Origin of the sequence: Mesorhizobium huakuii, from assembly GCF_030160235.1 — a bacterium.
Taxonomy (GTDB): domain Bacteria; phylum Pseudomonadota; class Alphaproteobacteria; order Rhizobiales; family Rhizobiaceae; genus Mesorhizobium; species Mesorhizobium huakuii.
Genome location: NZ_BSNY01000047.1, coordinates 530,351 through 550,030, shown reverse-complemented (window position 1 = coordinate 550,030; position 19,680 = coordinate 530,351). Strand labels below are relative to the sequence as shown.

Here is a 19,680-nt window from a genome sequence, read left to right as displayed (position 1 = left end):
AGATCCCTCCCCGGGAAGTCCTCACTTCACGGTACGGCGCGCGAGGGGTCAAGCCGGGACGGGTTCATACGAAAATCAGGGAAGACAACGCCGGAAAAAACAGCATAGGCTGTTGGCAAAGACGGCAATGGGTTCCTGGGAGGTGCGGATGGCGTCACGCTATCATGAGGTCTATGACGGCTGGAAACGCGACCCGGAACAATTCTGGGCGGACGCGGCTGGCGCCATCGACTGGTATTCGCCCTGGGACAAGATGTTCGACGCCAGCGCCGGCGTCTATGGCCGCTGGTTTACCGGCGCGACCTGCAACACCTGCTACAATGCCATCGACCGTCATGTCGCCGGCGGACGCGCCGACCAGATCGCGCTGATCTATGACAGCGCCATCACCGGAACGGTGAAAAAATTCACCTACGCCGAGCTGAAGCGCGAGGTGGTGGCGCTGACCTCGGTGCTGAAGAACCGGGGCATCGGCAAGGGCGACCGCGTCATCATCTACATGCCGATGGTGGCGGAAGCGGCCATCGCCATGCTCGCCTGCGCCCGCATCGGCGCCGTGCATTCGGTCGTCTTCGGTGGCTTTGCCTCGCATGAACTGGCCACCCGCATCGACGATGCAAAACCGAAGCTGATCATCTCGGCCTCCTGCGGCCTGGAGCCCGGCCGGATCGTTGCCTACAAGCCGCTGCTCGACAAGGCGATCGAGATGTCCCGCCACAAGCCGGACGCCTGCCTGATCCTGCAGCGCGACCAGCTGCGCTGCGAATTGAAGGAGCATTTCGACATCGACTATGCCGACGCCGTCGCGCGCGAGCGGGCGGCCGGCGCCAATGTCGACTGTGTGCCGGTACTGGCCACCGACCCGCTCTACATCATCTACACGTCAGGCACGACCGGCCAGCCCAAGGGCATCGTGCGTGACAATGGCGGCCACATGGTTGCGCTGAAATGGACGATGGAAAACGAATTCGGCGTCAAACCGGGTGAAGTGTTCTGGGCGGCGTCCGATGTCGGCTGGGTCGTCGGCCATTCCTACATCGTCTACGGACCGCTGCTGCATGGCAGCACCAGCGTCCTGTTCGAAGGCAAGCCGATCGGCACGCCTGATGCCGGCACCTACTGGCGGGTGATCTCGGACCATGGCGTGGTCGCGCTGTTCACCGCGCCGACGGCGTTCCGGGCGATCAAGGGCCAGGACCCCCGAGGCGAGTTCGTTGCCAGATACGATCTGTCGAAATTCCGCACGCTGTTCCTCGCCGGCGAGCGCGCCGACCCCGAAACCATCAAATGGGCGGAGCAGAAGCTCAGCGTGCCGGTGGTCGACCATTGGTGGCAGACCGAGACCGGTTCGCCGATGACCATCAACCCGGCCGGGCTCGGCCTGCTGCCGGTGAAATATGGCTCGCCCGGCGTGCCGATGCCGGGCTACGACATCCTCGTGCTCGACGATGCCGGCCACGAGGTGCCGCGCGGGACGCTCGGCAATGTCGTGGTCAAGCTGCCGCTGCCGGCCGGCTGCCTGCCGACGCTGTGGAACGCCGACGCCCGCTTCCGCCAGGCCTATCTCGACGAGTTTCCCGGCTACTACAAGACCGCCGATGCCGGCATGATCGACGAGGACGGCTATCTCTACGTGATGGCCCGCACCGACGACATCATCAATGTCGCCGGCCACCGGCTGTCGACCGGCGCCATGGAAGAGGTGTTGGCCGCCCATCCCGATGTCGCCGAATGCGCCGTCGTCGGCATCGCCGATGCGATGAAGGGCCAAATTCCGCTCGGCTTCGTGGTGCTGAACGCCGGTGTCGCGCGCGATGGTAGCACCATCGAGAAGGAGGTCGTCGCGCTGGTGCGCGAGCGCATCGGCCCGGTCGCCGCCTTCAAGACCGTGGTGACGATCAAGCGCCTGCCCAAGACGCGGTCGGGAAAGATCCTGCGCGGCACCATGCAGAAGATCGCCGACAAGGAAGCGTGGACGATGCCGGCGACCATCGACGACCCGGCCATCCTCGACGAGATCACCGCTGCGATGAAGGCGCGCGGGATCGGGATTTGAGGCTGACGCGGGAGCGCTCCCGCGCAGCTTTCCTTGCGGCCGGCCCTATCCTGATCGGCAAGCAATACTTTTGTTGTGCAATGCAGCAAGCCACCCTACAGTGTCTGCCGGGGGGCCATCCGACGGTGCGGTATGGCTCAGCAAAAAATCACGTTCGGCGGCGTCGACATCCTGCGGTTTCTCGCCGCCGTTCTGGTCATGGTCTACCACTATGGCTTCTGGGTGTGGGCCTATCCCGATGGCATCTCCGCGCAGGCCACCGGTGGCGTGCCGGCGCAGCCTGGTATAGGCGCCTGGGTCGGGTCCGGCTGGGTCGGCGTCGAAATCTTCTTCGTCATCAGCGGCTTCGTCATCGCCTTCAGTGCCGAGAAATCGACGCCGCTGCGGTTCTTCGAGGCCAGGGTCAAACGGCTGGCGCCGGCGGTCTGGATCTGCGCACCGGTCACCGCCGTGCTGCTTCTTGCCATCGGCCTGAGCTGGCCGACCGATGCGGCGGTCAGGCTGGTCCGCACCGGTCTGTTCGTGCCCTATGGTCCCTGGGTGGACAGCGTCTACTGGACACTCGGAATCGAGATCGCCTTCTATGCCATCGTCTGGGTCCTGCTTCGGCTTGGCCGTTTCCATCTGATGGAGACAGTCGCCATCGTCATCGGCCTGGTCAGCACGCTGTTCTGGTGCCTCTATTATCCGCTCGGCTGGGCCGACTTCGCCGAGACGCGGCTGCTGCAGCTCACTCTGGTGCATCATGGCTGCTTCTTCGCCGTCGGCGTGCTGCTGTGGCTGATGCGGTTCAAGGCGCTGACGGCCTCGCGCCTGGCCTTCTGCCTGCTGTTCCTCGGCGGCGGTGTGCTGCAGATCGCAAGTTCGGTCGACGTCCACAGCATCAAGGTCAATGCCGTGATGCCCTATGCGCCGCCGATCCTGATCTTCCTCGTCGCCATCGCGCTGATGGCGTGGTCGCTGCGGCTCGATCTCAGTTGGATCGGCTGGCGCCGGATCGGCCTGATGACCTATCCGCTCTACCTGATCCACGACGTCGTCGGCGCGGCAATGCTAGGCGCGATGGTTCGTACCGGAGTGCCTTACCTCGTGTCGATGGCAGTGGTCGGCGCGACCATGATCGCGGCAAGCTGGCTGGTGGCGACCGAGGCCGAACCGCGCATCCGGCTGCTGCTTGACCACACGGTGTTCCGCTATCGGCTCAAGCCGGCCTAGCCGCCATCCAATGATGCTGCAGCAGCCTTCGCTGCCATCGTCGCGGGGTCTCATCAGACGAGCTCATCCAAAGCCGACTTCGTGGCGGCAAGCAGGGTCGCCTCGTCGGGGGTCGACATGAAGTCGGCGCCGGGACCGGTCAAGGCTTCACGAACCGATAGGCGAAACGATCGGTCTCGCCCTTGATCGAGGGATCGAAGACCTTGATCGAGCGCTGGTCGTCCCTGTTCGCGAGCATGGTGCTTTCCGCGTCCAGTACGAAGCCGGCTGCCTCCACCTCCTCGCGGACGAAGGCAGGGTCGATCCGGTGCAGCGACTGGGTGTCGCTCGTGCCCGACCCAGCGGCGGCGGCGTGGTCGACGATGACGTAGGACCCGCCGGGCTTCAGCCGCTCGTGGACGGCTCGATTGAAGTCGGCCGCCGTCGCGCCCTTCTTCTGGATCAGGGCGGTGTGAAGATCGTGGTAGAACAGGTGCAGCCACAGGACATCCGCGGGTTGCGTGACCTTCGGCATCGCCACGAGGTCCGCCGAGACGGCTTCGACGTTCTCTCGGCCCGGTTCCTTCGCGAGCGTCCGCATGCGGCCGACCGGATCGTTCTTGAAGTCGGCGACTTCGGCCGGCACGAAGCTGTAGACCCGTCCTTCGGGACCCACGACGTCGGAGAACAGGCGCGTCCAGTCGCCGTCGCCTGGGTAGACGTCGATGACGGTGGAGCCCGCATCCACACGTGCGAACTCGATCAACTCGGATAGCTTGGATTGGTCGTACATCGGAATCTCCTTTACGGTTGGGTATTAGACAAGCGCGCGGCGTACGATGGGGTCTACCCCGAACCGATGGCCGCAGAGGGCCAGCGCTATGCAGGCCCGGCCGCGCCCATCTGCGCGGCGCGCGCCAGTGCTTGCGTGTCGACGTATTCCCGGATGTTGGTCAGTCTGCCGTCCCGGACGGTGATGGCGAAGATCCAGTCGTCCTCGAACGTCTTGTTCGTGGCTTTGATCTTTCCCCTCGCGAAGCCGACGACGAAGACCCGGTCCCCCTGCGCCACGAATTCCCGGGGTTCGGTGGACGTTTCTATCGACTTGGATGCCGTCTCGAGCAAATCCGCCAGCCCGGCGTGTCCGTGGCGCGTTCCGGCCAGCGGCCAGTCCTCGCCCGGAATGATCCACTCGATGTCTTCAGCGACCAGCGCCAGCAGAGCCTCCCTGTCGCCGCGGCCGATCGCGGCGAAGAAGTCTTTCACGGTCTGGATGTTCTTCTCGATACTCATCGGAATTTCTCCATTTCGCACGGATCGCATCGCGCTCGATCCGATCCGTGCATCGTGGCCCTGCCGGAGGGCACGTGGTGTTCCTCAGTCGAACTTGACCAGGTCCTTGAAGATCAGTTGACCCCAGCTGTTTCCGCGCGCCTGGACCAGCAGCCCACCTTCCGACAGCCCGCCGAGTTTGATGGGCGCGAAACCGAGCTTTTCCGCGAGCGCACCAATTTCCGCCGCGGCAGCGTCATCGTCGCTCGCCAGGAATACGACTCTCCTGCCACCATGCACGGCCGGGTCCTGGTCAAGGACGGCAGCAACCAAATGGTTGAAACCCTTGACCAGCCTTGCACCAGAGAATGCCTGTGCGACGAACTTGGAAGAAGGCTGCCCCCCCAGTTGTTCAGGAGGCACGCCGTAGGCATTGGTCACATCCACGATGGTCTTTCCTCGCCAGGTGGCGAGCGCCTTGGCGACCTCAGGGTGCGATTCGAAACGAACTGCCAAAAAGATGATGTCCGCCTTGACGGCTTCCGCCAGTGTTTTGGGAATGATCGTGGGTCCGATCGCGGCCGCAGCGGATGCAAAGCTTTCCGGGTCGCGCGTGGTTGCAACGGATACTTCGATGCCCTTGCGGGTAAACGTCTTGGCCAGGGCCTTGCCGATGTTGCCGAAGCCGATAATTGAATAGGTCATAATGCTTCTCCGATCTTGTTTTAACGCCGGGGTCGGTCAGACCTGCGCCATGCCGCCGTCGACGGCGAGATCCACACCAGTGATGAAAGAACTTTCATCGGAGGCGAGGAACGTGACGGCAGCCGCGATTTCCTCTGGTTTGCCCCTGCGACCCATTGGGATCTGTGACGCAAACTGGGCGGCCGCTTGCTCGGCTTGCTCAGCGGTAAGGCCAGTCGTTGTCTCCAAAGCCGGCGTCTCGATTGCTCCGGGACTCATTGCATTGACGCGGATTTTGCGGTCTTTGAGCTCCAGTGTCCAAGCGCGCGCGAAGTTGCGTACAGCCGCCTTACTCGCGGCATAGGCACTAAACCCCGGAAGCCCCAACACGTTCGACACTGAAGAGTTCAGGATGATCGAACCGCCGTCTTTGAACAGGGGAAGGGCCTTCTGCACCGTAAAGAACAGACCCTTCACGTTCACATCGAAGGTCTGATCAAAATGTGCCTCAGAAGCGACCGCGAGCGGTGCGATTGTCCCCGCGCCCGCATTCGCGAAGAGAATGTCGATGTGACCGTGTTTCTCCTTCACAAGGGCATAGAGGCGGTCCAGATCTTCCAAGAGCGACACGTCACCCACGACCGTCGTAACGTTTCTCATGATGAAGGCTGCGGCCTCCTTCAACTCCTTCTCTCTTCGCCCGGTAATCACGACGTGCGCTCCTTCTTCTACGAAGCGCTTGGCTGTGGCCAATCCGATCCCGCTGCTTCCGCCCGTGATGACTGCGATCTTGCCTTCGAGTTTTTTCATAATTCTCTGTCTTTCTTTGCGCGCGTGCCAGGCACGGACCGCGCTGGGGTCAAAGTTGCGCCAGGCCGCCGTCGACGGCGACCTCGCTGGCGGTCATGAAGCTGCTGTCCGACGACGCGAGAAAGGCGGCCACGGCCCCGATCTCCGCGGGATCGGCCATGCGCTGGAGCGGAGTCATCGCGCCGTAGGCCTTCTGCCCCTCCTCGCCCAGCGCTTCCTTCGCCAGTTCGGTCGCCGTCGCCCCGGGCGACAGCACGTTTACCCGAATGCCTGTGCCCTTAAGATCCTCGGCCCAGGTCCGTGCGAGGTTGCGCACGGCCGCCTTGCTGGCGCTGTAGGCCGTGAATCCCGGGGCGCCCGTGGTGCCGGCGCTCGATCCGGTCAGGATGATCGAACCGCCCGGGCCCATCAGCGGCAACGCCTGCTGGACCGTGAAGATCGTACCCTTCACATTGGTGTCGAAGGTTTCGTCAATGTGCTCGGCGGTGATCTGGCCGAGCAGAAGCGGGCCTCCGGCCCCGGCATTGGCGAAGACGATGTCGAGGCTTCCGCGCTCGGCCTTCACCGCAGCGTAGAGCCGGTCGAGGTCGGCCTCATCCGAGACCGAGCCCTTCACCGCGCGTGCATTGGGCCCGAGGTCCGCCACGGCGGCGTCGAGCGCTTCCTGTCGGCGGCCGAAGATGAAGACGAAGGCGCCCTCCTCGATGAATCGCTTTGCCGCCGCGCGGCCGATGCCGGTAGCGCCGCCGGTGATGACGGCGGTCTTTCCATTCAGTCTGGTCATGACGTGCATTCCTTCCAGGCTTCCGCCTTGCTCATTCGGGAACGCCCCGAAGCCCTGAAGATGGGTCTGCCCGGGTCAGGCATTGAGTGAGGAAGTGCGCACATCGGTGGTGCGAAATCGATCCGGTACTGCTATCAACGGCAGCCGCGACGATAAGGTTCCGCCGTTCGAAAGGTCAGCTCATCGACATATTGCGATAACGGCCCTGTAATGTTGTACGATAGGTTAGAGCTTTGGAAGGCGCACCGTGCGGTGCGGGATTGCACCATGATCGACTGGGATGACGTTCGCTACTTTCTTGCCGTCGCACGCGGAGGCTCGGTGCGGGCCGCCGCCAAGCGCCTCGGTGTCAACCACGCGACCGTGCTACGACGCATCGCCCAACTTGAGGGCCGCCTCGGGGCGCACATGTTCGAAAAGCTGCCTTCGGGCTATCGCCTGACGGCCGCGGGTGAGGAGGTCCTCGATCTCGCAAACCAGATGGAAGCGTCGTCGCACCAGTTGGAGACGCGCGTGTTCGGGCGCGACCAGAGCGCGCGCGGGCTTTTGCGAGTGACGCTTCCGCCGTTCCTTGCCACGCACCTGCTCATGCCGGATCTCGCCAACTTCGCGCGTCTGCATCCGGACATCGAGATGGAAATCCAGTCGTCCGGCGAGGTGGCGAATCTGACCAACCGAGAGGCCGACGTCGCGATCCGCATTGTCACCGACCGCAAGACCCTGCCGCTCAATCTTCACGGACTGAAGGGACCAGAGCTGTTCAGCGCCGTCTACATGTCTCGCAATCGACTAGCCGCGTGGCGTGCGGGCGGGGCTGATCCCATCCGGTGGATCGCCATAGACGATCATGGACTCCCGAACTGGGCGCTCGAGGGAGAGGTTCATACCATGGGAGTTCCGTTCAGGACCCCGGACGCCGAGACGCAGATCGTAGCGGCGCAGCAAGGGATCGGGATGACGAAGCTGCCGTGCTTCGTCGGAGATGCCGACCCTCTATTGGCGAGGGTGCCAGGCACCGACCTGCCCATGCATGGGACACTCTGGCTTCTCACGCACGGAGAGGCACGCAGGACCAAGCGCGTGCGGCTCTTCACCGAGTTCGTATCCCGCAGGCTCGCCGCGTACGCTCCGCTTCTCGCGGGGCTGTCCACATCGCGCGAATGACACCCGGCAGGTCGCCGGCGACGCTTGCAGTGGACAGGTGCCTGCAAGCGGACATCCCCAGCGAGCGACCTGGGTCGTGACGGAAATCCAGGTAGCCGCTGCCTATACCGCTGCCTTGCTGCGAACTTCAGACTTGTCGAGATAGTAGCTCGAATATTTGTCGAAGAATTTTTCCGACGCGCCGAACGATCCGTATTTGGCGAGCTTCTTCAGGTCGACCTTGTTCAGCACCGCGCCGACGATCTTGTTGGCGACATAGGGCTCGGATTCCAGCATCGACCGCACCATGGCGCGCGGCGTGCGGCCCCATTCGGTGACCAGCACGAAGCCGTCGACCAACGGCGCGAAGGCCTTGGCGTCGACCACCGGCCCGAGCGGCGGCAGATCGACGACGATGTATTCGAACGTCTCCTTGGCGTTCTCGATGAAGCGCCGCATTCCGGCCGAGGACAACAGCTCGCTGGTGTGCGAGAAGTTGCCGCGCAGCACGGCGGGGATGATCGCGAGCTTGGTCTGCCGGTCGATCTTGCCGACGGATTGCCAGGTCTGGCCATTGACCACGGCCTCCATCAGCCCCTGCTCGGCCTCCATGCCGAGGCTGCGGCTGAGGCCCGGATTGCGCAAGTCGCCGTCGATGAGCAGCGTCCTGGCGCCGTTGGCGGCGAGCAGCCCGGCGAGATTGGCCGCGACCGTCGACTTGCCTTCGCCGGGAAGCACCGAGATGACACCGACGACGCGACTGCCTTGTCCTTCCATCACGACATCGAAGGCGATCTTGGCGCTGCGCAGCGTCTCGGAGAACATCGACGCCGGCGCGTCGATGCTGACCCGCATGCGCGCCCGTCTTTCGATGGCCGCCGGCGACCTCGCCGTCTTGGCATCCGGTAGAGCCTCGGCCTGCTTGTCGTCCTTGGCGGGCCTGCTGCCGATGGTCGGCAAATAGCCGAGGAATTTGAGGCCGACGCGGTCGCGAACCTCCTCGCCGGTCCGGAAGAACCGCTCGTTGAACTCGTTGAGGCCGCCGAAGCCGGCGCCCATCAGCACGCCGAGCACGAGCGACAGGCCGAGCACGATGACGGTGCGCGGGCTCGAGGCGGAAAGCGGCGTCGAGGCATCCGAAATGATGCGGATCTTGCCGACCGGGAAGGATTGCTGCTGCGCGGCTTCCTCATAACGGCCGAGGAACGTCTGATAGAGCGTGGTGAGCGCCGTCGCCTTCTGGTCGAGGTCGCGCAACTGCACCTGCGACTGGTTGTCGATGGAACTCTTGCCCTGCGCGGCGGCGACATTGGCCCTGAGCGCGGTCTCGCGCGCCAGCGCCACCTCATATTCGTTGCGATAGCTTTCGGTGAGCTGCTTCAACTCGCCAAAAATCTGCTTCGATATGTCGGCCTTTTCCTTGGCAAGCGCCACGGCCTGCGGATGGTCGGGACCGAAATTCGCCTCGACATCCTGCTGACGCTTGGCGACGGTGAGGTAGCGGGTCTTGAGCGCCGAAATGACCGAGCTGCTCGGCTGATCGCTCGATATGGCGGCATCCTTGAAAGCGTTGTCGGAGCCGCTGTCGACGATCGACTTGTACTGCTGATAGCGGGCGCTGGCGCGCGCCGTGTCGGCCTGCGCCACGATGAGCTGGGCGTTGAGGTCGGCAAGCTGCTTGTCGCTCATCAGCTGGCCATCGCTGTTGGCGGACAGGCCGTGTTCGGCCCTGAATTTTTCGACCGCCAGCGATGCCTGCTGCGAGCTCTCGCGCAGTTCCGTCAGCCGGCCTTGCAGCCAGACCGCCGCGCGCTCGGTGGCGTCGAAGCTGGCATCGAGCTGATCGGCCAGATAGGCGTCGGCATAGGCCTTGGTGATCGCTTTCGCCAGGCCCGGATCCGTCGCCTGATAGCCAAGCGCGATGACGTAGCTTCGTCCGACGCGATCCGCCTGGATCTCGTTCTGCAGCTTGAGGATCGCATAGTCGCGGCTCGAGGTGGCGATCAGCGCATTGCGGGTGGCAGGGTCGAGCTTGCTGATGTCACCCATGCCCGGGATGGGCGGGCTGGGACGGACATACTGGATCAGGCCGCGGATCAGGCCGACGCCCTGGGCAAGCGCGGACTGCGGTGGGTTCATGAACGCTTCGTTCTGGTCGAGCTTGAGCTTGTCGACGACCACCGCGGCGAGCCGCGTCGAGGTCAGGATCTCGATCTGGCTCAGAATGGCGGAATCGGTCTGCATGGTCGTCGACGCCGCCGAAATGTCGTCGACGATCTTGTTCAGGCCCTCGTCGATCAACACGCTCGAGACCGACACATATTTAGGCGGGGTTGTCTGCAGATAGAGCATACCCAGGAAAAGACCGATGGCGGCGCACACGGCAACGACCTTGGCCTGCCGTGCAGCCATGCCAAGCAGCCGCTCGATATCGATGAAGTCTTCGCCGTTTCCTGCATCCGAATTCGGCAATGGCATCCTCTTGTCGAGAGGAAAGTTGGCATAATTCATCGTCGGTCCAATCCCAGAGCCCGTTGCGTTCCCGATCATCGGGTTGAGGCTCTATCTCTTTGTTTGGGCATGATCTTTTCCGAAAGCTTCCGGATCATGACCTGTCTCAGTTTTAAGCATGATCTTTCCGGAAACCGGAGACACTCTCCGGGATCATGCTTGGGCTTGCAGGCGCCTCAACGATCGGGAGCATTGCCAAAAAAGCAACGCAAGCTTCATGCCAGACGACGGGGGCCTGTCGGCCCCTTGCCGCCAGCCGTCCGGCAATACTCCCGAAAGATGGGCATTATGCGGCTTCTTCCTGGCGTTCATGCGACCGGACGAACTCCTGAAGCATCTCGAAAACCGGGCCCTTCATGTCGTTGCGCGCGAGCGCGAAGGCGATGTTGGCCTGGATGAACCCTTCCTTGGACCCGCAGTCGAACATGCGGCCCAGGAAAGGCTGGGCAAAGAACGGCTGGTCCTTCGACAGGCGGACCATGGCGTCCGTCAGCTGGATCTCGTTGCCGGCGCCACGCTGCTGGTTGCCCAGCAGCGCGAAGATCTCGGGCTGCAGGATGTAGCGGCCGTTGATGTAGAAATTCGACGGCGCGTTGGCCGGGGCCGGCTTTTCGACCATGGCCGTGACCTCGAAACCGCCGCCAATTTCGGCACCGCGACCGACAATGCCGTATTTGTTGGTCTCGCTGGGATCGCAGCGTTCGACGGCGATGACGTTGCCGCCGGTGCGCTCATAGAGGTCGACGGTTTCGGCGAGACAGCCGCGCCCGCCGAAGGAGACCATGTCCGGCAAAAGCAAAGCGAAGGGCTCGTTGCCGATGACCTCGCGGGCGCACCAGACGGCGTGGCCGAGGCCCTGCGGGGATTGCTGGCGGATGAAGGAGGTGGCGCCGGCCACCGGCAGCATGCTTTCGAGCGCTTCCAGCTGAGTCTTCTTGCCGGTCTGCTCCAAGGTTCCGATCAATTCCGGATGCAGGTCGAAATAGTCCTCGATGACCGCCTTGTTGCGGCCGGTCACGAACACGATGTGCTCGATACCGGCTTCGAAGGCCTCGTCCACCGCATATTGCACGACAGGCCTGTCGACCACCGGAAGCATTTCCTTAGGCATCGACTTGGTCGCCGGCAGGAACCTTGTTCCAAGCCCCGCCACCGGTATCACGGCCTTCCTGATTTTCTTCATCGCAAATTCCTTCTGAGGAGATCGACTTCAGTCCATTCACAGGCCACGAAAAACCCCTCCATGTGCCTGCATCTTCACCTCCCCGCCCCTACGGCAAACTGTGCCGCTACTCGTCGCAACCGCACGGCGATCGGCATGCCCATATGCCTGACCGCCGCCGGGTCGCTGAGCGCCGTCCGGATCGCCTTGAGCGGGGACCGCGCCTTGATGTGCTGAACCATCGCCAGGAAGGAGGCTGCCTTGCGCAGGCTGCGGCCGCGCCGGGCAAAGGCCGCCTGGGCTGCCTCGTCCATCCGATGGGTTTGAGCGAATACGGCATCCGCCTTGCGCATCGCTTCGACATGTTGAAGCTCGAGCACGCGGGAGATGGAGCCGCTGCGAATATGGTAGGCGTAGCCGATCTCCGGCTCGACCACGCATCTGCCGCCCTTGGCGAGCGCCTCGGCAAACAGGATGTAGTCCTCGCCGATCCTCAGTTTCTCATCATAGCGAAGCTGGTTTTCATCCAGGAACCGGCGCTGGAAGATGGGCTTGAGGTAGCCGAGGTTGAACTTCGATTCGAAGACGACGTTACCGGCGATGTAGGTGGCGAGCGTTATCTCGCGCAGGCCTTCCAGATACTGACGCGGGAACATCGCATCCTCGACGACACCGTCCTCGCGGATGACCTGGAGATTGTCGACGGCGATCTGGGCATCCGCCTTTTCAGCGCGGCCGATCATGGCGGCGATGCGGCCGGGGAAGACGGCATCATCGGAATCGAGCACCGCGACCCACCGGCCGCGAGCGACGTCCAGGCCGGCATTTCGGGCGCCGCCGGGACCGCGATTCTTGGCAAGCGCGACGACGCGCACAATGTCCCCGGGATAAGCCCGTGCCACATCGAGCGTGGCGTCGCGCGACTGGTCGTCGACGACGATGATCTCGACGCTGACGCCCTTCTGCGCGATGGCGCTGGCAATCGCGCGGTCGAGCGTCGCCTCGGCATTGTAGGCGGCGATCACAAAGGAAACATCGGGGCCTGAAATATCGGCGGTTGGGGAAACGTCAGGCTGCACGCTTGCCTCCTTCCCCAGACGAGGTCTGGCCGTAGAGGCGGAGTTCGCGGACGCCGACAAGGCCGCTGACCACGCCGACATGCATGATGCCGCGCAGCACGCTGCGGTTCCTGCGCACCGGGCTGGCAACCACGGGAAGGGCCGCGGCGAAACAAAAGGCCGCCTTTGCCGCGGCAAGGCCGACATGCTTGATCAGCCCCATGCCACGCGCATTGCTGCCCAGGAGGTGACCATGCGTCTGGCCGACCCGAAAGCGCCGGCGGCCAAGCCAGTCGAACGCCGCCCTCGAGCGCGGCACCACCTCATCCACCCAGGCTTCTTGAGCGAAGGCGATGCAGCCGCCGGCCTTGACCATCTGGTCGAAGAGTTCGGTGTCCTCGCCGCCGGTCTGGCCGCGCGCCAGGCTGAAGCGGCGGCCGCGCAGGCTGTCCGATCGCATGCGCAGCAGCACGTTGCAGGTGTAGCCGGTGCGGATCTCGCCGCGCACCCAGACCGGCAAGGTCGAGTGGAAATCACCCCGGCGCATCCATTCGGGTGCATCCGGCCGGTAGAGCGCCCGCACCGGGCCGAGCACTGCCGTTGCACCACTCTCCTCAGCCGTCGCCACCAGTTCGACCAGCCAACGGGCGGAGGCAGTCTCGTCGTCGTCGATGAAGGCAAGGAAATCCGCCTCGCTGGCATCGAGACAAGCGTTGCGGGCGACCGAGATGTTGCGCGCGGGCGCATGCCGGTAGCGGACCGGCAGCGCCAATTCCTGCGACAGCGCCGCCACCAACGCCTGCGCGCTCGGCGTGTCGTCATTGTCGGCGACAATGACGCTGACGTCGAAGCCTTCAGGCATCGCCATGGCGGCGAGCGAGCGCAGCGTGTCGGCCAGCTCCGGCCGGCGGAACGTGCACACGCCGATGTCGATGCTGCGGTTCCTGGTCTGAACCACCATCACGCTACCCCGCGTCGCGCGCCGAGGCCGAGAAGCTGCAGCCAGAAGCCGACGGACCAGCCGAAATGCATGACCATGGCCGAGACGCCGGCCAGCGCGATGTCGGCGTTGCGCTGGCGAATGGCCGTCACCAGGCCGTAGCCCAGGCAGACCGAAGCCCAGATCAGCAGCGGCACGGCCGCGATCCAGTGCACGAAGGAGAAGGCCGCCAGAAGAACCACCGGGAAGACCGCCAGCGGCACCATCTGCCGGACCTTCGGGATGACGCGGTGCTTCAGCACATTCTTGGCGCGGCCGCGACCGTAGCCGAGATACTGGAAATAGAGGCCTTTGAGCGAGGCGCGCGGATAGTAGACCATCTGCGTCTTGCCGCTCATCCAGATCCTGTAGCCGGCCTGCCGCAGCCGGTAGTCGAGCTCGGCATCCTCATTGTGGCTGAACGTCTCGTCATAGCCGCCGACAGCACCGAAGGCCGATATCCGCATCAGTGCGTGATGGCCGTGGTCGACCCATTCTCCGGCGGAGAGGTGGCGGTGCTTGGAACCACCGGTGCCGAGTTTCGAATTCTGCGCCGCCGCAACCGATTTCTGCACGGCACCGCTGCCGCTGGTCAGCATCGAGACCACGACCGAATCGGCTGATGTGGCCAGTGCTTCCTCGAGCAACCGGTCACAATAGTCGTCGGGATAGCCGCCATGCGCGTCGATGCGGATGAGATACTCCGCGCCTTCGCCAAAAGTGCCGACGGCGAGATTGATCGCCGCGCTCTGGATGCGGCGCTTGTTGTGAAGCAGGATAACGCGCGGGTCCTTCGCGGCGATCTGCTCGACAATGGCCAGCGTGCCGTCGGTGCTGCCGCCATCGGCGACGACGATCCGGGCGCCAAGGCGTGCCGCCGCCGGGCAGAGCTGGCCGAGCAGCGCACCAATATGGGCTGCCTCGTTCAGGCAAGGGATCACGATAAGGCTGGAGGGAAGCGCTTGCGTCATCGGGCGATGTCCATCCTATGCCAGGGCCGCGGTCGCGAGGGGCTCGCGCATGGTGGTCAGGCGGCGCAGTTTTTCGACCAGCGCGCTGCAATCGCTGCGATCGTAGCTCCACGTCCTCGGATTGCGGGCAAGCACGCGCGCCTTCAGCCTGCCGAAGCGCTGCTCGTCCATCGTACCGAGTGCGGTTTCGAGCGCGTCGGGCGTCGCCTTGGGCAACAGGATGCCGATGTCCTGCTGGCTGAGGAACCGTCCGGTTTCCGTATGGCCCATCGAGATCGGCACCGCCCCGAAGCGGCAGCCTTCATAGAGGCGGTTGGGCAGCAGCCATTCCGAATTCTGCCCCTCCTCGAAGAAATCGATCGCCCAGGAGAAATGCACATCCTGGTAGATCGCCGCCATGTCCTCCGGATTGCGGTAGGGTCCACGAAACGACAGATAAGGCTCGGCGTCGACGAAGGCGTGGAAATCCGGGAACTCGGACAGCGCCGGACGCCCGCGCAGCACGATTTCGAAACGTCCATCCATGCGGTGGGTGAAATCGGCCAGCAGCTTGAGCGAGCGCCGGCAGCGCAGCGCTCCGAACCAGCCGATCCGCCATGGCGGGGCGGCAGGCGCGTCCATCGACTCACGCTCGCCGGGAAGAATGGCCGCTGCCTCGAAATATTTGTTCTCGACCAGCTCGACGGGTGCGGCGACCTGGCGGAAGGGCTTGAAATAATTGGCGATGAAAGCGGGCGAACTGGTCACCAGCAGCTTCACGTCGCGCGCCAGATGACGCTCGGTGGCGCGCAGCGCCTTGCCCAGCATGTCGTCGCGGAGCACGAGGCGATGAATGTCGAGGCATTCATAGACGATCGGCACCGTGGCGCCGAAAGCCGACCTGGCGCGGCGCGCCAGCGCCAGCATTTCCAGATTTCGCGCAATGATGAGATCGGGCCGCGGCGCACCCTTGAGCTTCGAGCCTATCGAAAACGTCGCTTTCGCCACCGCCGCCAGGCGCTGGGCGAATCGGCCGTCGCGCGTCGCGCCGAGGTCGATCGGCTGCAATCCTTCGATATCGGCAATTGGGGTCGCGGTGCGGCGAAAGCCCGCCAGGGTGACCCGGGCGCCGCCTGTCCTGAGCATTGTGATACGTCGGCGAACCGCCGGATCGGAAACATCGTGCACCAGGTACAAGACATGCAGCATGAAAACTCGACCGCTGTTTGACCCCACCCAAAGGGATGCTAGTACAGCTCTTGCTGCATCGCAACATTTTTGGCGCGGCGATGGACATTTTCTGTTGCACTGCAAAATTATTGCCGTAGTTTGGGGCTGGCGGCGGGCGTGGATTTTCAGGGTTCGGAAATCCGCGCAAAAATCAGGAATCCTGAATTTGGAAGCCAACCCATTCGATCCGCCGGAAGGCTCGCTGCGTAAATCGGTCGGGCGCGGCGCGGTGGTGACCGCGATGTCGCAATCGGTGCGGGTCGCGACCCAGATCATATCCGTCATTGTGCTGTCGCGGCTCTTGTCGCCGCAGGATTTCGGCGTCGTGGCGATGTGCGCGCCGGTGCTGGCCTTCATCGCGCTGTTCCAGGATTTCGGCCTGACCCAGGCGACGATCCAGAAATCGGGCATCCGCCATGAGGAGGTGAACTACCTCTTCTGGATCAATGTCGCGGTCAGTGCCATCCTGGCCTGCGTGCTCGCGGGTGCGGCACCGCTGGTCGCGGCCTTCTATGGCGAGCCGCGCGTGGCCGGGCTGGTCGCCGCGCTCGGGCTGCAGATCATGGCCTATGGGCTTGGCGCCCAGCATCTGGCGCTTTTGACGAGACGCATGCAGTTCGGGCGCCTGGCGGTCATCGATGTCGCCAGCGCGGTTGCCGGGCTGGCCGTGTCGATCGCCTGGACCTTCATCGACCGCTCATACTGGGCACTGTTCGCCGGCACGCTGACCGGCGCCGTGCTGCCGACGCTGTGTTACTGGGCAAGCTCGCGCTGGCGGCCCGGCCTGCCGCGCAAGGTCGCCGGCATCGGCGAACTGATCAATTTCGGCGCCGGCATCACCGGCTTCAACTTCGCCAATTTCTTCGCTCGCAACCTCGACAATGTGCTGATCGGCAAATACTGGGGCGAGCAGCAGCTCGGCCTTTATGACCGCGCCTACAAGCTGCTTCTGTTCCCGCTCAGCCAGATCACCAATCCGCTGTCGAAGGTCATGGTGCCGGCGCTGTCCCGGCTGAAGGACGAGCCGGACCGCTACCGCAGCGCCTATCTGCGCGTCATGCCGCTTATCCTTTTGGTGGCGCTGCCCGGCGTCGCCTTCGCCACCGCCATGTCGGATGTGCTGATCCCCTTCGTGCTCGGCGAACAGTGGCGCGCAAGCGCCTCGATCTTCCTGGCGCTCGGCTTCGCTGGGCTCCTGCAGCCGCTCAACAACCCGGCGGGCTGGCTTTTCGTCAGCCAGGGCCGCTCCGGCGACTTCATGCGCTGGGGCATCATCACCGCCGTGACATCGGTACTCGCCTTCGCTCTCGGCTTGACCTATGGCGCGCTCGGCGTGGCGATCGCCTATGCCATTAGCGAGTATCTGCGCACGCCGTTCCTGTGGCTCTATGTCGGCAGGAGCGGACCGCTGCGGGCCAGCCATGTGCTGCGCGCGGCAACGCCGTTCGTGCTCGGCGCGCATCTGGCGCTGGCGGCGGTCTGGCTGATCAAGCCGATGCTGCCGCAACAGCATGTCGTCGCCCTGGCCAGCGGCGCCATTCTTGCCTACCTCATCACCATTGCCGTCGCGCTGGCCTTCGCATCCGGCCGCGAAGCCTTGCGCGAGGCCGTGAAAATGCTGCCGGCAAGACAGCCGGCGGCAACGCCGCGCGAGGCGCAATAATTTCGGCGCCTTTGCCGGCTACCCAATATCCACACGAACATCAGGTCTGATCCATGCACTACCGATCGATCTCCGACATGAACGACACCATCGTCGGCAACCTTCACCGGCTGCCGCGCGACATCGACCTGGTGGTCGGCGTGCCCAGAAGCGGCGTGCTGGCGGCGACGCTGGTCAGCCTTGCGGCGAACATTCCGATGACCGACCTGGATTCCTTCCTGGAAGGCCGGGTCTATACGTCCGGCGTCACCAAGCGGCGCGCCGCGCTCGACCGCAAGGTCTCGGACATGCGCAAGGTTCTGGTGATCGACGACAGCATCGCCGGCGGCAATGCCATGCGCGATGCCCGTGCCCGAATCGAGGCTGCCGGCATCGAGGGTGATTTCATCTATGCCGCCGTGTTCGGCCTGGAGCCGAAGCATCCGGAAACCGACGTCGTCTTCGAGGTGGTGCCGCATCCGCGCATGTTCCAGTGGAATTTCATGCATCACAAATTCCTCGCGCAATGCTGCGTCGACATTGACGGCGTGCTGTGCCTCGATCCGACCGAGGCGGAAAACGACGATGGTCCCGCCTATGAGAAGTTCCTCAGCGAAGCACGGCCGCTTCATGCCCCAACCCACAGGATCGGCTGGCTGGTGACCAGCCGGCTGGAGAAATACCGCGCGCTGACCGAGGCGTGGCTGGCCAGGAACGGAATCCTGTACGACCAGCTGATCATGCTCGACCTGCCGAGCAAGGCGGAGCGCCAGCGGCTCGGCGCGCATGGCAGTTTCAAGGCCGATTTCTACCGCAAATCCAACGCCATCCTGTTCATCGAAAGCGAGCATGAGCAGGCGCTGAAGATCACGGAACTGTCGGGCAAGCCGGTGCTGTGCGTCGAAACCCATATGGTGAGCTTCCCCGACGCGCTCTCGCTGCCGGCACTGGGCCAGGCGGCGCGCAACCTGCCGGCCAGACTGCGGCAGATCAACTCGCAGCAAGGCCGCAAGGGCGCCGCCAAGGCCCTGGCCCGCGCCCTGCTCGGCGCCCGCGGCTACGAAACGCTGAAAAGCCGGGTCAAGCGCCCGGCCTGACCGGCTGGCTTGCCGAGCGCTGGCTACGCCGCCTGGCGGGCGCGCTGCCGCACCGCCCGGTCCAGTATCGAGAAGAAGGTGACGAACTGGCGATCGGGATCCAGCTCCGGACGCGCCGCGAAGCCGCGCGCGAGGTTTGAAACCCGCTCATATTCCTTGTTGTCATTCCACAGCTGCCTGACGGCCGCGACCCAGTCGATGAGCGGCGCGTCATAGTCTAGCACCGTGCCGCCGGGGCCGATGGCTTCGGGCAGGCCGCCGCGCCGCGAACCGACAACAGGGATGCCGCTGCAATGCGCCTCGGACGCGACGCGGCCCCAGGCCTCCTCCCATTTGGAGGGCGCGAGCAGGATCCTGGTGCGGCCATAGATCGTCTTCATGTCGTTGGTGCGGCTCTCAAGCGTGACATTGCCGAGCGGCGCGATCGTCTCCTCGATGCGCGCGCGATGGTCGTCCTCCAGCTTCCAGCTTTCAACGAACAGGAACGGGATTTCCGGGCAGGCGCCGGCAATGCGCACCGCCAGCTCGAAGCCCTTTTCCTCATAGGGATTGATCAGGGTGACGAACTGGCCAGTGGTCGGCGTGCTGTACTGCATCGGGTTGATGGTCGGCGGAATGACCGTCGCCTCGATGCCGTATTCCCTCTTGTAGCTGCGCGCGGTGAACTCCGAATTGGCGATGTAGAGTGCGGAACCCAACTCGCGCAAATCGCCGCCCAGCTCGTGGAACTCGACATTTCTGAGATAGACGACCAGAGGCACGCCCTCAGCCTGCAGCGCTTTGCCGAGCGGAACCGATTTGTGGCACTGGACCACCGTCACATCAGGCTTCAGTTTCTTGACGGCAAACCCTGCCGCCTCCCAGGGAAACCATGTCCTTATCACCGGGTAGCCGGGAAAGCTGTCGACGACCGCCGGTTGCCGCATGAGCTTCATCTTGGCGCGCGCCTTGAAGCCGAACATGCCGTCGCCGAACAGGGCGCAGAGCACCGACGCTTCATGGCCATGTTCGATCAGCTGCTGCACCAGATGATGCGTGCTGGATTGGACGCCGCCACCGAACTCGGGCGGATAGCCGTTGCCGCTGGCAAAGAGGACTTTCATGATCC

The 19,680-nt window shown here is 64.0% G+C and carries 17 protein-coding genes; 5 read left to right on the top strand and 12 right to left on the bottom strand.

Going from position 1 to position 19,680, the window contains the following annotated elements; all coding sequences use genetic code 11:
- Positions 1–148: 148 nt before the first annotated feature.
- Together QQK95_RS24840 and QQK95_RS24835 are read left to right on the top strand one after the other, a co-directional pair.
- On the top strand, positions 149–2,056 hold the full coding sequence (locus tag QQK95_RS24840) for a propionyl-CoA synthetase (protein WP_284277020.1): 1,908 nt from the start codon (positions 149–151) through the stop codon (positions 2,054–2,056).
- A gap of 132 nt (positions 2,057–2,188) precedes the next feature.
- Positions 2,189–3,271, top strand: a complete 1,083-nt coding sequence (locus tag QQK95_RS24835; RefSeq protein WP_284277019.1) for an acyltransferase family protein — start codon at positions 2,189–2,191, stop codon at positions 3,269–3,271.
- Between the two features lie 139 nt (positions 3,272–3,410).
- Here the strand turns inward: QQK95_RS24835 and QQK95_RS24830 are convergent, their stop codons facing one another.
- The 5 genes from QQK95_RS24830 to QQK95_RS24810 form a co-directional block, all read right to left on the bottom strand.
- Entirely contained in the window at positions 3,411–4,043 is a 633-nt protein-coding gene (locus tag QQK95_RS24830) for a class I SAM-dependent methyltransferase (protein WP_284277018.1), read from the bottom strand.
- Positions 4,044–4,129: 86 nt separating this feature from the next.
- The gene (locus QQK95_RS24825) at positions 4,130–4,543 is read right to left on the bottom strand and encodes a nuclear transport factor 2 family protein (RefSeq protein ID WP_284277017.1); all 414 of its coding nucleotides are present in this window, start codon (positions 4,541–4,543) and stop codon (positions 4,130–4,132) included.
- 84 nt (positions 4,544–4,627) lie between these two features.
- The gene (locus QQK95_RS24820) at positions 4,628–5,227 is read right to left on the bottom strand and encodes an NADPH-dependent F420 reductase (RefSeq protein WP_284277016.1); all 600 of its coding nucleotides are present in this window, start codon (positions 5,225–5,227) and stop codon (positions 4,628–4,630) included.
- Positions 5,228–5,263: 36 nt separating this feature from the next.
- Positions 5,264–6,016, bottom strand: coding sequence for an SDR family NAD(P)-dependent oxidoreductase (locus QQK95_RS24815; RefSeq protein ID WP_284277015.1), 753 nt, complete (start codon positions 6,014–6,016; stop codon positions 5,264–5,266).
- A gap of 49 nt (positions 6,017–6,065) precedes the next feature.
- A complete protein-coding gene (locus QQK95_RS24810; protein ID WP_284277014.1) occupies positions 6,066–6,800 on the bottom strand; it encodes an SDR family NAD(P)-dependent oxidoreductase in 735 nt (244 codons plus the stop codon).
- Between the two features lie 267 nt (positions 6,801–7,067).
- Between QQK95_RS24810 and QQK95_RS24805 the strand changes: the two genes are divergently transcribed.
- On the top strand, positions 7,068–7,964 hold the full coding sequence (locus QQK95_RS24805) for a LysR family transcriptional regulator (RefSeq protein ID WP_284277013.1): 897 nt from the start codon (positions 7,068–7,070) through the stop codon (positions 7,962–7,964).
- Between the two features lie 102 nt (positions 7,965–8,066).
- On the opposite strand, the gene QQK95_RS24800 is transcribed toward QQK95_RS24805, so the two are convergent.
- The 6 genes from QQK95_RS24800 to QQK95_RS24775 all read right to left on the bottom strand — a co-directional run bounded on the left by QQK95_RS24800 (position 8,067) and on the right by QQK95_RS24775 (position 15,812).
- Positions 8,067–10,454: a polysaccharide biosynthesis tyrosine autokinase gene (locus QQK95_RS24800; protein ID WP_284277011.1), complete on the bottom strand. Its 2,388-nt coding sequence runs from the start codon at positions 10,452–10,454 to the stop codon at positions 8,067–8,069.
- 286 nt (positions 10,455–10,740) lie between these two features.
- Positions 10,741–11,637, bottom strand: coding sequence for a UTP--glucose-1-phosphate uridylyltransferase (locus QQK95_RS24795; protein WP_019862855.1), 897 nt, complete (start codon positions 11,635–11,637; stop codon positions 10,741–10,743).
- Between the two features lie 74 nt (positions 11,638–11,711).
- The gene (locus QQK95_RS24790; protein WP_284277010.1) at positions 11,712–12,695 is read right to left on the bottom strand and encodes a glycosyltransferase family 2 protein; all 984 of its coding nucleotides are present in this window, start codon (positions 12,693–12,695) and stop codon (positions 11,712–11,714) included.
- Positions 12,685–13,635 carry a glycosyltransferase family 2 protein gene (locus QQK95_RS24785; RefSeq protein ID WP_284277008.1) on the bottom strand — a complete coding sequence of 317 codons (951 nt, stop codon included), beginning with the start codon at positions 13,633–13,635 and terminating at the stop codon, positions 12,685–12,687. The genes QQK95_RS24790 and QQK95_RS24785 overlap by 11 nt, the downstream gene beginning before the upstream one ends.
- Complete coding sequence (locus QQK95_RS24780; RefSeq protein WP_284277007.1) at positions 13,635–14,624, bottom strand: glycosyltransferase family 2 protein; 990 nt, start codon at positions 14,622–14,624, stop codon at positions 13,635–13,637. Before QQK95_RS24780 ends, QQK95_RS24785 begins: the two co-directional genes overlap by 1 nt.
- A gap of 15 nt (positions 14,625–14,639) precedes the next feature.
- A complete protein-coding gene (locus tag QQK95_RS24775) occupies positions 14,640–15,812 on the bottom strand; it encodes a glycosyl transferase family 1 (RefSeq protein WP_284277006.1) in 1,173 nt (390 codons plus the stop codon).
- Between the two features lie 187 nt (positions 15,813–15,999).
- On the opposite strand from QQK95_RS24775, the gene QQK95_RS24770 reads away from it, so the two are divergent.
- Positions 16,000–17,496: a lipopolysaccharide biosynthesis protein gene (locus QQK95_RS24770; RefSeq protein ID WP_284277005.1), complete on the top strand. Its 1,497-nt coding sequence runs from the start codon at positions 16,000–16,002 to the stop codon at positions 17,494–17,496.
- 53 nt (positions 17,497–17,549) lie between these two features.
- A complete protein-coding gene (locus QQK95_RS24765) occupies positions 17,550–18,572 on the top strand; it encodes a phosphoribosyltransferase family protein (protein WP_284277004.1) in 1,023 nt (340 codons plus the stop codon).
- A 23-nt stretch (positions 18,573–18,595) separates the two neighbouring features.
- Here QQK95_RS24765 and QQK95_RS24760 read toward each other — a convergent pair whose 3' ends face one another.
- Entirely contained in the window at positions 18,596–19,675 is a 1,080-nt protein-coding gene (locus tag QQK95_RS24760) for a glycosyltransferase (RefSeq protein ID WP_284277003.1), read from the bottom strand.
- Positions 19,676–19,680 lie beyond the last annotated feature (5 nt).